Source organism: Salinicoccus kekensis (genome assembly GCF_900220995.1).
In the GTDB taxonomy this organism is placed as follows: domain Bacteria; phylum Bacillota; class Bacilli; order Staphylococcales; family Salinicoccaceae; genus Lacicoccus; species Lacicoccus kekensis.
Map to the genome: position 1 here is coordinate 253828 of NZ_OBQF01000002.1, position 12375 is coordinate 266202.

At 51.5% G+C, this 12375-nt stretch carries 14 protein-coding genes; 6 read left to right on the forward strand and 8 right to left on the reverse strand.

Going from position 1 to position 12375, the window contains the following annotated elements:
• Positions 1-3: 3 nt before the first annotated feature.
• The 3 genes from CRN96_RS06020 to CRN96_RS06030 form a co-directional block, all read right to left on the reverse strand.
• On the reverse strand, positions 4-903 hold the full coding sequence (locus CRN96_RS06020; protein ID WP_097040152.1) for a diacylglycerol/lipid kinase family protein: 900 nt from the start codon (positions 901-903) through the stop codon (positions 4-6).
• A 103-nt stretch (positions 904-1006) separates the two neighbouring features.
• The gene (locus CRN96_RS06025) at positions 1007-2503 is read right to left on the reverse strand and encodes a pyruvate kinase (RefSeq protein ID WP_097040154.1); all 1497 of its coding nucleotides are present in this window, start codon (positions 2501-2503) and stop codon (positions 1007-1009) included.
• A gap of 43 nt (positions 2504-2546) precedes the next feature.
• The gene (locus tag CRN96_RS06030) at positions 2547-2954 is read right to left on the reverse strand and encodes a hypothetical protein (RefSeq protein ID WP_143544291.1); all 408 of its coding nucleotides are present in this window, start codon (positions 2952-2954) and stop codon (positions 2547-2549) included.
• 117 nt (positions 2955-3071) lie between these two features.
• Here CRN96_RS06030 and CRN96_RS06035 point away from each other — a divergent pair, with 117 nt between their 5' ends.
• Complete coding sequence (locus CRN96_RS06035; protein ID WP_097040158.1) at positions 3072-3467, forward strand: VOC family protein; 396 nt, start codon at positions 3072-3074, stop codon at positions 3465-3467.
• Between the two features lie 39 nt (positions 3468-3506).
• On the opposite strand, the gene CRN96_RS13240 is transcribed toward CRN96_RS06035, so the two are convergent.
• The 3 genes from CRN96_RS13240 to CRN96_RS06045 all read right to left on the reverse strand — a co-directional run bounded on the left by CRN96_RS13240 (position 3507) and on the right by CRN96_RS06045 (position 5331).
• A complete protein-coding gene (locus CRN96_RS13240) occupies positions 3507-3647 on the reverse strand; it encodes a hypothetical protein (RefSeq protein ID WP_179647126.1) in 141 nt (46 codons plus the stop codon).
• Between the two features lie 346 nt (positions 3648-3993).
• A complete protein-coding gene (locus CRN96_RS06040) occupies positions 3994-4782 on the reverse strand; it encodes a class I SAM-dependent methyltransferase (protein WP_097040160.1) in 789 nt (262 codons plus the stop codon).
• Between the two features lie 84 nt (positions 4783-4866).
• Entirely contained in the window at positions 4867-5331 is a 465-nt protein-coding gene (locus CRN96_RS06045; RefSeq protein WP_097040162.1) for a DinB family protein, read from the reverse strand.
• 83 nt (positions 5332-5414) lie between these two features.
• Here CRN96_RS06045 and CRN96_RS13245 point away from each other — a divergent pair, with 83 nt between their 5' ends.
• The gene (locus tag CRN96_RS13245; protein WP_179647127.1) at positions 5415-5585 is read left to right on the forward strand and encodes a hypothetical protein; all 171 of its coding nucleotides are present in this window, start codon (positions 5415-5417) and stop codon (positions 5583-5585) included.
• Between the two features lie 74 nt (positions 5586-5659).
• The gene (locus tag CRN96_RS06050) at positions 5660-7138 is read left to right on the forward strand and encodes a DHA2 family efflux MFS transporter permease subunit (protein WP_097040164.1); all 1479 of its coding nucleotides are present in this window, start codon (positions 5660-5662) and stop codon (positions 7136-7138) included.
• A 42-nt stretch (positions 7139-7180) separates the two neighbouring features.
• Here CRN96_RS06050 and pepT read toward each other — a convergent pair whose 3' ends face one another.
• Positions 7181-8401, reverse strand: coding sequence for a peptidase T (pepT, locus tag CRN96_RS06055; protein ID WP_097040166.1), 1221 nt, complete (start codon positions 8399-8401; stop codon positions 7181-7183).
• 106 nt (positions 8402-8507) lie between these two features.
• On the opposite strand from pepT, the gene CRN96_RS06060 reads away from it, so the two are divergent.
• Both CRN96_RS06060 and CRN96_RS13145 read left to right on the forward strand, forming a co-directional pair.
• Positions 8508-9548, forward strand: a complete 1041-nt coding sequence (locus tag CRN96_RS06060) for an LLM class flavin-dependent oxidoreductase (protein WP_097040168.1) — start codon at positions 8508-8510, stop codon at positions 9546-9548.
• Positions 9549-9660: 112 nt separating this feature from the next.
• The gene (locus CRN96_RS13145; RefSeq protein WP_143544292.1) at positions 9661-10083 is read left to right on the forward strand and encodes a hypothetical protein; all 423 of its coding nucleotides are present in this window, start codon (positions 9661-9663) and stop codon (positions 10081-10083) included.
• Positions 10084-10286: 203 nt separating this feature from the next.
• Here CRN96_RS13145 and CRN96_RS06065 read toward each other — a convergent pair whose 3' ends face one another.
• Positions 10287-11339: a D-alanine--D-alanine ligase family protein gene (locus tag CRN96_RS06065; protein ID WP_097040169.1), complete on the reverse strand. Its 1053-nt coding sequence runs from the start codon at positions 11337-11339 to the stop codon at positions 10287-10289.
• 245 nt (positions 11340-11584) lie between these two features.
• Between CRN96_RS06065 and surE the strand changes: the two genes are divergently transcribed.
• On the forward strand, positions 11585-12355 hold the full coding sequence (gene surE / locus CRN96_RS06070; protein WP_179647128.1) for a 5'/3'-nucleotidase SurE: 771 nt from the start codon (positions 11585-11587) through the stop codon (positions 12353-12355).
• The last annotated feature ends 20 nt before the right edge of the window (positions 12356-12375 follow it).

Sequence of the window (12375 nt, forward strand, 5' to 3'; positions counted from 1 at the left end):
CCACTACTTCCGGGGTTTCATCAGTGAGACAGCGCCCCGCGCCACTGAAATGTCCATATCCCTGTAATCGTGGACGTCCCCGTCTATGTTCATATGGGAAAGGCCGGCCGCCCTGATTCGAGCCTCCCCGGCGGTGAGGTAAGTGACCTTTTCATGGTCCGTCAGATTGCCTTTGACTGCGAGGAAGACGAGATGGAGGGCTTCGAATACATTCACAGGTTCGATGTTGATGATATGGAGCAGGCCGTCCTCCGCCTCCGCTTCTTTGATGAGCCGGCCGAGGCTCCCGACCGACCGCAGTTTTGAGATGATCGTGAGCACCGAGGCCGACTGCACTTCCGTATCACGGGTCTTTATCGTCACACTGTACTTTTTTAAGCGGAGGAGCATCTTGATGCCGGCGAATAGGTATGCGAGGCGGCCGGTCTTATGTTTGATGCGTGCATCCACTTCGGCAAAAGCCGTCATGAATGCACCGAGCGCGATCAGATAGCTCGCATGCCTGTCATCCATCCTGATGATGTCGATAGGGACCGGGGTGGAGGCCCCGAGTATCCGGATCGCCTTTTTCGCATCGAGCGGGATGCCGTGGACGCGGGCGAGGTCATTCACCGTGCCGGTCGGGATGACGGCGATGGGGATTTCAAGCCCCTCCTTCAGCACCGCATCCATCACTTCACTGATCGTGCCGTCCCCTCCGACGGCAATGACGAGATCTTTATTTGCAGCATGGGCTGAAATGATGCCGCCCGCACCGCTCTCCGGCGTCTGTTTGATCATCACTTCATAACCGGTCCCGTTCAGCTGATGTATCAGCGCCGATTCAATCCCGCGTCTTTTAAATTGTCCGGATTTCCTGTTGATCACAACGAGCGCCTGCTTCATGTCATCCCGCCTTTTCATATATCATATACAAAAGTTTACCAGAATTCCCGCGCTCCATGGCTGCTTTCATCCAAATAAAACACCCGTCCAATCAAAAAAGACACAACCCCGGAGGGTTGTGTCAGAATTGCTGTTCTGCGATATTCAATGCACGGAGCATCGATGTCTTCTTATGATGGTGATCCTCGAACTTCCTTAAGATGTCATCGACTGCCCGGACGCCGCTTACGATATAGTCGCCCTTGTTCAGCATGATGCATTCGGCCCTTGAGCCGGCGACGACATCGGAGATCTCCGAACGGGTCGGTATGCCGCTCTTGACGAGTGATTCCAGCACCTGTGTGGCCCAGATCACCGGTGTATGCCCGGCTTCACAGATCCACAGGAGTTCTTCCTGTATCTCACTCAGCCGCTCATAGCCGATTTCGACCGCAAGGTCGCCGCGTGCGACCATCACGCCGAACGGTCTTTTTGCGCTGGCGCTCACGATGATCTCAGGCATGTTGTCGATCGCCTCGACCGTCTCTATCTTTGCGACGATCGGCAGGTCCGCCCGTTCCCCCTCGAGCACCGCTTCAAGCGCCGCTTCGATCTCCTGCATGTCCCTTGCCGATTTGATGAACGAGAATGCGATGACATCCGCATGCTTTGAGACGAATTCCAAATCCTTATAGTCTTTTTCAGTGAGCACCGAAAGGTCGAGGTCGAGATCTGGGAAGTTGATGCCCTTTTCGGTTTTGACTCTCACACCGTTCTCCTTGACCGCCTTCGTCGTTTCGCATATCAGTCCCTCGTCCTTGATCTCAACGACTTCAGCTTCGATATGGCCGTCATCCAGCTTGATGAGCTGGCCCTTATCCACTTTCTTCAACACTTCGGGGACCGTCGTATTGATCGCGATCTCGACGCCGGCCGACAGTGTCATTGCTTCCTGGTTCGATAATAAAAACTTCTCACCGACGTAGAGTTTCGGGTTTCGCTTTGAAGTCAGCAGTGTCTTCACCCGGATCTTCGGCCCGCCGATATCCATCAGCACCCTGCATTTCCGGCCGCTTTCCTTTGAAGCTTCCTCTATGTTCTCTATCATCCTGCCCCAGGTGTGCTCGTCATCGTGGGCACAGTTTATACGTGCCATATCCATCCCGGCGTCAATCAGGCCGCGGACGAGCTTTTTATCTTCGGCGGCTTCGGTCGGCATCGTCACAAGCACATGCGTGTTCCGGTCATCCACCGCGTCGCCGAAAATTTCTGCGGTGTGGTTATTCAATAAGTTGTAACGTTCTTCAAACGTCTGCATGGAGTGGTAATCGATATCCGGATCTTCAAGTTTTGTATCCGTGATGAGGCTCATCGTCTTGCAGACGGCATTGAGCGTCCCCATCACATCGGCTTCCAGCCTTCCAAGGGAGGATACGCCCCAGGGGATCAGCTCCTCCTGCAGATGACGCATATCCTTCTGCCTGAACGCCATATAATATGCCAGGTTCCGGGCGCTCACCCGGTAGGATTCCCGGATATCATATTCCTCCCACGAACGGTAAAGTTCCTCGCCGTCCCTGGTGACCCGTTCCCTCACTTTGAGCATCTCTTCCATTACATCGACAGCTTTTTTACGCATAACCATCCTCCCTTACATTAAAATCAAAAATCCGACTACCCATCTAATACCCGCTTTTATGCATATAATAGATCAATTCGAAATAACCGATATGGAAAATGACCCATAGTATGAAACCGATGCTGTTATCCGAAATTGATGTGTTCCCGGCCCACTGCAGAATGAAATAAAGCGCCACAGTGATGAGGAGCATCATGATGACCACCGGTAAATACCACCACCGCTTATGGACATGGACGGTCTTCAATATGAGCGCAATGATGACTGAGGTCAGCAGATGCAGCAGTATTTCCGTGAACAGGCTCAGGGAACCCGCATATATGAAGTCGATGTCCAGCAGCAGATTCATCAGTCCGATGCCCGTCAGCATTTGAATGTAGGCAAAAAACAACAGCAGTACCAGTCCTGTGACTGTGCCGATAATGACACTTGATATTAGAATTCTAATCATTTTTACGTCCCGATTCTTTACAGATTATATAGGAAATTTCCAAACTGACAATGCGTCAAGTTTATTAGTAGTATACCATATATGCATGCAGTAAAATAACTTACAGGCGGTGAGAACATGAAGTCATTTTTACCTTTTCTGACATTCAACGGCAATGCGATGGAAGCCCTGACTTTCTACAAGGACACCTTCCATGATATGGAGATTGAATTTCTGCAGGAATTCGGGAAGGAGACCCCCGGACTCGAAGGGAAAGTCATGCAGGCGGTGGTCTCAATCGGACGGCAGCGGCTGATGATCAATGACAGCCGGACTCCGGAAGAATTCAGCTTCACACCGAGCATGTCATTCTATATCGAATGCGGGAGTATGGATGAAGCGGAACTGTATTACAGGAAACTCAAAAAGGACGGCGCAATACTGATGCCGCTGGATGAATACGGGACCGGCAGGTATTTCGCCTTCGTCCAGGACCGCTTCGGCCTGTCATGGCAGCTCAATTTCATCAAATAAAAAAACCGTCCCTCTTCTTTTCAGGGACGGTTCTCTTATTTACAGGCTGATGATGCTAACGAGCCGGCTTGCGAACGATTTTTTCGCTGCCTTCTTTTTATCCAGCTTTGCATTGTTCATCGCAATGTTCTTATACTCCTGAACTTTCAGGTCTGCTGAGAAACGGTCTGTTGCAAACATTAAATCCACACTCCCAATTTGAAATTTATTTTATACACAGAGGTCTTCCACGACTTATCTTCAATTACTATGATACCAGTATTATCAATGTTTCTCAAATAATATGTGATTAAATTCATAAAGTAAATCTATTTAAAATAATTTGAAAGTTTAATAATAATTTTGTCATTGCGTCATTTTATTTCATCCGGAAACCGGCATTCTGCATAAACACCCTGATTCTGCATGCATATGCAGAATGTTCACGCTTTCATGGATATTTTTCTTTTTTCATTCTTTTTACACTTTTTGAATACGTGAAAATGCAAAAAAAAAGAAGCATGTTCTGCTTCCCCGTCTGCGATATTCAGCTTCTGTTCCTGAGGATGGCCACATTCATCTCATGACCGATCCTGTATACATCATCTTCATATTTATCTTTCAGATGCTCGCTGATCTTCTTCAAAGTCTTCCTCCGGTGCTTCGGTTTAAATGGGACAAGGCTCGACAGCGGGCTGAGATGGTCGATCCATCCTTCATGCGTGAACTCCATCTTATAACTCCGCTTATATAAATCCTGTATGTCGAACCTGTACTCCTGCCATTCTTCTATCCATTCAAGCGGAAAACCGGTGATCAGTCCGTCAGTTTCCTGTTTATGTATTTTTGATTTGACCTTATATTTTTTGGCACATTTCCTGATTACTTTCACCGACTCCTTCACCGTTTCCGATGAATCGGTAAAACCGAAATCCGCGATGATCAGATAACCATCCGGCTTCAGAATCCTCTGCACTTCTTCCAGCACTTCCCGACGGTCGAACCAGTCCCATGATCTGAGGGAGATGACGATATCGAAAGTCTTCACTGGAAGGCCTGACTTTTCACCATATGATAGGTTGAAGTTGACTTTGTTGTTGTCTTTGAACATCTCCACGGCATGGCTGTAGAATTCCCCGGAAGGTTCCACGGCATCGACGATTGCGCCCCTCGCACTCAGCTGCTCGCTTAAAAAACCCGGGCCTGCGCCAAAATCTGCAACTTTGGCACCGCTGAAATCGATCCCCCTGGTTTCCAGGCCCGGCAGAAGCATCTCAGGGAGGTCATTGCGGTATTTTATATATTCATCTGCAACGGCATCATACATCTTCTTCATCTCTCTCACCTCTTACATTTATAATAGCATCATTAAGATTGTTATAAAAATGTAAAAGTCATATGGATACCGTAAATTTCCACTTTAATACTGGTTCTCGAGGAGGCGTTTCATTTCCTGGATTTTTCCGGCATGGAGACTTTCGTGCAGCATCGCGAATCCTGCCCGCTCATAGCTCATCGTCATGCCCAGGAAAGGCTCATCCATCTTCTCCTGCAGCTGTTCCTCGGTGACACTCTCATACTCACCCGGCTGGCGCTCAAGGACTTCCTTGATCTCCTCGATGGACGGTGTCCCTTCATCGAAGTCATCAGGGCTTGTGCCGGTGCCGAAATACTTGTTGAATGCATCCGCCGTCGTACTGTCTTTACCGAGAAGCCTGACGAGCTCGGTTTCAAAATTTGCGGCCACGTGCCCGTACTGCCAGTGCAGATTGTTATTGAATCCGGCCGGCACGATGTCCATGAGACTTTCATCCGTATCCTCCAGGTGATAATTCACCCATCCCCTGACCGTCTTCAACTGGAATGTAAGTAACTCTTTTTGCATAATGATCCCTCTTTCTTTAAAATTGATAATGGTATTTCCTTATATTATACCTTTTTTATATATTGATGCCAGGAGGTTTATAAATGACAAAGACTTTATTGGTGCTCATCCTGATGGCGGTGCTCGTCCTTGTGTTCGAATTCGTTCTTGGATTGTTCCCGCCCACTGCAGGCTACAGCATTCCCCTCGCACTTCTGCTCGGCGTTAGCCTGGGCTTTTTCATATACATTCAAATCGATAACCGGATCGGTTAGACGGTTTGAATCGCTTGCTTATTTCGATAATCGGAATATAATTATATATATTCTAATTTAGGGGATATGTATTTATGTCAGCACAACACGAGAAAAAACCGGATTACAGATTAATCATCATATTGCTTTCCGGTGCTTTTGTTTCTTTTTTATCCAATACATTTTTAAACGTCGCACTGCCTTCGATCAAAGATGAATTTGATGTTTCCACCTCCACGGTCCAGTGGGTCACCACTGCATATATGCTCGTTTCAGGTGTAGTGGTGCCGACGACCGCTTTCCTGATGCAGAAATTCAGTGCACGGAAATTGTTTTTAGCGGCACTGCTCCTGTTCCTTGCAGGTACCATCATCGCCGGTTTTTCACCGACGTTCGCCATACTGATCCTCGGCCGCATGATACAGGCTTCGGGGTCTGCGATACTGATGCCGCTCCTGATGAATGTGATGATCACGAGCTTCCCGCCTGAAAAGCGCGGCACGGCCATGGGCGTCTTCAGCCTGGTCATGTTCTTTGCGCCGGCGATCGGTCCGACATTATCCGGTTTCGTCGTCCAGACGCTTTCGTGGCACTGGCTCTTCTACATGATGATTCCGGTGCTCCTCATCGTTCTCGCAGTCGGATATTTCCAACTGCCCGAGATCGGCAATAAATACAATGCCAAAATTGATATTCCGTCGGTCATCCTGTCGACCATCGGATTCGGCGGCATACTGTATGGGTTCAGTGCGGCCGGGAACAGCGGATGGCTGTCACTCGACGTCATGCTGACGCTTCTGATCGGTATCATCACGACTTATTTCTATGTCATGAGGCAGGTCCGGATGGATCAGCCGATGCTCGACTTCAAAGTATACACTTTCCCGATGTACCGCCTGTCCGCCATCATCATCGGCGTGAACAACATGGCACTGTTTTCCGGCATGATCCTGATGCCAATCTTCCTGCAGGATATCCAGGGCGTCTCCCCGCTTGAGACGGGACTTTTATTACTGCCCGGTGCTTTGATCATGGGGCTGTTGAGTCCCCTGTCGGGCAAACTGTTCGATATGTTCGGGCCGAGGGTGCTCGCAGTCATCGGACTCGCCCTGGCTGCATCGACGACGTTCTTCTTCAGCCGGCTCGAGATGGAGACCGGCTTCGGTTACCTGCTCACGATTTATGCGATACGTGCACTGGGGCTGACACTGGTCAACACCCCGGTGATGACGAACGGCATGAATGACCTGCCGTCAGCCCTCACTCCGCACGGCTCATCGCTCAACAGCATGCTCCAGCAGGTCAGCGGCGCCGTCGGTACAGCTTTGCTCATTTCGATCATGCAGAGCTGGAGCAATTTCAGGATTGCAGGCATCCCCGACCCGTCACCCGAGCAGGTGAACCAGGCAATGCTTGACGGCATCAACCTGTCATTCTTCATCGCATCGATCCTGCTCTTCATATCGATGATACTCTCCTTCTTCCTGAAGCGTGTCACTGCACGCTCCAACATATCACAGGGCGGCGCGAGGGTGAGGATGGTCGATAAGGATGATATGCCTGATCGTAAATAAAAAATGAGGTTCCGGTATCCGGAACCTCATTTTTTATGTTCATTACTGATGTGCAAACTCTGCGATCTTGATGATGACGCGTGCCGCCTTTTCCATGTCGTCGGCCGATGCGTATTCATATTTGCCGTGGAAATTCTCCCCGCCGGTGAAAATGTTCGGCGTCGGCAGCCCTTTATATGACAGCTGGGAACCGTCCGTGCCGCCCCGGACCGGTGCGATCACCGGCGTGATGTTCAATGCCTCCATCGCCCGCTTCGCATTGTCGACGATGTACATCTTCGGCTCGATCTTATCCCTCATATTGTAGTACTGGTCATGCATGTCGAGGTGGATGCGGCCTTCACCGTATTTCTCCTGCAGCATCTTCACGTTCGTCTCCATCAGTATCTTCCTCGCTTCGAAGTTCTCCTTATCGAAGTCCCGGATGATGAACTGTGCCGTCGATTTTTCCACGTCACCGCCGAGGTTCACAAGGTGGATGAAGCCCTCATAGCCTGAAGTATGTTCCGGTGTGTCGAATTCATCGAACATCATGACGAGTTCCGCCGCCATCCTGCCGGCATTCACCATCTTGCCCTTCGCCGTGCCCGGATGGACGCTGTTGCCGGTGAAGGTGACTTCCGCCGCTGCGGCATTGAAGCTCTCGTACTGGAGTTCACCGATCGGCCCGCCGTCAACCGTATATGCGTATTCTGCGCCGAACGCTTCAACGTCGAACTTGTGCGGCCCCTTGCCGATCTCCTCATCCGGCGTGAAGGCGATGCGGATCTTACCGTGCCTGATGTCCAGGTTGTCCTTCAGATATTCCACTGCGGTGATGATCTCGGCGATGCCCGCCTTGTTGTCCGCACCGAGGAGTGTGGTCCCGTCCGTCGTGATGAGCGTGTGGCCGATATACCTTTTCAGCTCCGGGTATTCATCCGGCGACAATACGATGTTTTTCTCCTCATTTAAGACGATGTCCCCGCCCCCGTATTCGACGCGCTGCGGATTGACGTCCGTCCCGGTGAAATCCGTCGCCGTATCGACGTGCGCAAGGAAGCCGATGACCGGTGCATTCTCCACATTTGCAGGCAACGATGCCATCAGGTAGCCGTTGTCGTCGAGGGTGATCTCCTCAAGCCCGATCGATTCGAGCTCACTTTTCAGTTCGTTCAATAAATCCCACTGCTTCGAGGTTGAAGGCGTCGTTTCACTCTTTGGATCAGACTGTGTATCAATTTTTGCGTAGCGCATCAGTCTTTCGATCAGTTTCTCTTTCATTGCTGTCCACTCCAATTGTATTTAAGATTTCCTTATAGGCACTATCATCTCCATTTTAACATGTGCATGGTAAAATGATGTAAAAATGACGGAGGTATTTTATTTTATGGAACTCGGAATCAACACTTTCGGCGACACGATATTCGACCCGCAGACCGGCAAAACCATCACACATGGTGAAAGGCTCCAGAATATGGTGGAGGAAATCGAGATGGCGGACAAAGTCGGGCTGGATATATTCACGGTGGGCGAGCATCACCGGGAGGACTATGCCGTCACTTCACCGGACGTCGTGCTTGCGGCAGGTGCGGCAAGGACGGAAAACATCCGCTTATCAAGCGGTGTCACGGTACTGTCATCCGACGATCCGGTCAGGGTGTATGAAAGGTTCGCGACCCTGGACGGCATTTCGAACGGGCGCGCGGAAATCATGGCGGGTCGCGGCTCATTCATCGAGTCCTTCCCATTGTTCGGCTATAATCTGGATGACTATAACCAGCTGTTCGATGAGAAGCTTGACCTTTTATTGAAATTGCAGAAAGGCGGCAAGATCAACTGGCAGGGTGAAATGCGCGCCCCTTTGGAGAATATTGAAGTCTTCCCAAGACCTGTGCAGGATGAAATCCCGATATGGATCGCAAGCGGCGGGACCCCGCAGTCCGCGGCACGCGCAGCCCAGCTTGGACTGCCGCTTGTACTCGCGATCATCGGAGGCAGCCCCTACCAGTTCCAGCGGGTCGTCGACTTCTACAAGCAGATCGGCGTGCAGGCAGGACACCCGCCGGAGAAGCTCCGGGTCGCGACCAACAGCCACGGCTTCATATGGGATACCGATGAAGAGGCGAAAGATTTGTTCTTTCCGGCGATTTCGCAGGCGATGACGAACATCGGACGCGAGCGCGGCTGGGGTGCATATTCCAGGGAGAACTACGAAAGGATGATTGAACCCGACGGTGCACTCTACATCGGCAGCCCCGAGACCGTTGCGGCGAAGATCATCGACCTCAGGAAACGCATGGGCATCACCCGCTTCACGCTGCAGACCCCCGTCGGCACCATGCCTCATGAGCAGGTGCTTAGGACCATCGAACTCTTCGGCACAAAAGTCGCCCCGATTGTCCGCGACGCCGTAAAAGATATGGAATGAAAAAAGAGGCCCTGAGGGCCTCTTTTTCTGTTGTCGGGTTGGCTACGGGTGCCGGATTCGGATGGAGACGCCGGTGCTGGCCCCACTGTCTGGATTTTGTCTCCGGATTCGGATGGAGGTGCCAGTGCTGGCCCCGCTGTCTGGATTTCGTCTCCGCATCCAGACGGAGATCCCGGTGCTGACGCCGCTGTCTGGATTTCATCTCCGCATCCAGACGGAGATCCCGATGCTGACGCCGCTGTCTGGATTTCGTCTCCGCATCCAGATGGAGACTCCGGTGCTGACGCCGCTGTCCGGACTTTGTTGCCGGATCCGGATGGAGGCACCGATGCTGGTCCCGCGGTCCGGATTTTGTTGCTGCATCCGGACGGAGGCACCGGTGCTCGCACGGCTGTCCGGTTTTTATTCTCATGTTCGATTTTTAATCGCAACCTTCGCTGCAAAGCTAGCGCACCCTTGCGAAAACACACCCGAAATCCGCAACCTTCACCGTAAAACCGGCACAACCTTGCGAAAACACACCCACAATTCGTAACCTTCACCGTAAAACCGCCCCAACCTTGCGAAATCACACCCGAAATTCGCAACTTTCACTGCAAAGCCAGCACAACCTTGCGAAAACACACCCGCAATTCGTAACCTTCACCGCAAAGCCGGCGCAACCTTGCGAAAACACACCCGCAATTCGTAACCTTCACCGCAAAGCCGGCGCAACCTTGCGAAAGCACACGCCAACCCCTACAGGAAGTCGGTCGTGAGGCCTGCTTCCAGCTCGTGACGTTCGAGTGCGAGCGCGATCAGGCGGTCGACGAGTTCGGTGTAGCTGACGCCCGAGGCCTCAAGCAGCTTCGGGTACATGCTGATGCTCGTGAAGCCAGGGAAGGTGTTGACTTCGTTGACGAAGATCCGTCCGTCCTCCAAAAGGAACATGTCGACCCGCGCCATCCCCTCGCAGTCGAGCGCACCGAAAGTCCTGCGCGCAACATCCTGCAGGTTCCTAACCGTCGCCTCATCGAGCTTCGCCGGGATTTCCAGTGCCGCCCCGTTTTCGTCGAGGTACTTGGAATCATAGGAATAAAAACCATCGTCCGGGATGATCTCACCCGGCACTGAGATGAACGGGTCGGCGTTGCCGAGCACGGAGATTTCAACTTCACGGCCCTCTAGAGCGCTCTCCACCATCACTTTCGTGTCGAATTTGAATGCGAGGGCGAGTGCCTTATGGAAGCTCTCCTCATCCGTCACTTTGGAGACGCCGACGGATGATCCCTGGTTGACGGGCTTTACGAACATCGGCAGGCCGAGCTTCGCCTCGACCGCGGCAAAGTCCACATCATCCTTTTCATGGTGTTTGAAGAGGACAGATTCCGCGACATCGATGCCTTCAAGCTTCAAAAGCCGCTTCGTCATATCCTTGTCCATGCACACCGACGAACTCCGGACGTTGCAGCCGACGTAGGGGATTTCCGCAATCTCAAGCAGTCCCTGCACCGTGCCGTCCTCGCCGAACGTGCCGTGCAGCACGGGGATGACGACATCGAGCCCGTCGAGTCCCTCAAGCTGACCTGACGGCCGCACAGTGAGTTTTTTCGCAGACGCATCACCGCCGAGATCCCTGATTTCCTCACTGTCCGGTGCGAGCAGCCACTCGCCGTCCTTCGCGATGTGGATCAGATTCACATCATATTTCTCCCTGTCCAGCACCGCAAGTATGCTTTCCGCCGAACGCATCGAGACTTCGTGCTCCGTCGATCTGCCGCCGTAAAGCAGGCCGATATTCAATTTCTTCATAAGAACCACTCCAGATCTTTATCGATTTCCATGCATTTCATACAAAACTTTTCTAAATCATATTATCATATCAGCCGCTTCCAGTCGCTTTTTTTATAAAATAAAAAACCGCTGTAAATTCAAAATGCATATAAATTTACAATATGTAATTGCAACTTCACAAAAAATTAATAATCATGCTTTACATTAATAGTGAGGCAAAAGCTTTACACATCAATTACCGCTTCAAGGAAAGGATGTTTTATTTGAAAATATTAGTCACCAATGAAGACGGCATCTTTTCGGCCGGTGTGATGGCTTTGAGTGAACTGCTCACCCACTTCGGGGAAGTGACGGTCATCTGCCCGCAGAATGATGACTACATCGATAATGTGAAGCCGTCGCTCAACCGTCCGCTCCGCCTGAAGCGGGTCGAATACCCGGACGGCATCAATGCCTTCACGATCAACGGTTCACCGTCGGACTGCGTGAAGCTCGGCATCGAGGAGATCACGGACGGTTTCCCGGACTTCGTATTCTCAGGCATCAACCTCGGGGCGAACGTCGGGCGCGACGCCTTCAAATCGCCTTCCACAAGGGCGGTGGAGGAAGCGTACCTGCACGACATACCGGCTGCGGCGATCGCCATCGATGAATGCAGGGCCTGCAACATCAACTTCTCCAAAATAAAGGAGTCCATATACGAACTGTTATCCTCCCTCATGGCCGGACACCTCCCCAGCCGTTCGGCGTTCAACATCAACATCCCGAATGATGTGAAGGCGAACATCCGCGGGACGAAGGTGCTGCCGATGGATGCGGACGCCTCGAAATACCGCTTCAAAAAACTCGTCTCACTCGATTCGGAGATCTTTTATTTCCTGGAGGATGCCAACAGCCTCCCTTCGAATAAACGCTCCGACCTCTTCTATATCCAGCAGAATTATATTACAATCTCCCCGATCGTGGTCAGGAACACATGCGAAAGTGAGCTCGAGGACTACCGTTCCTGGTTCGCCGGCATCACCGGCGGATGAAGGCACCTGCAGAAGCAGGT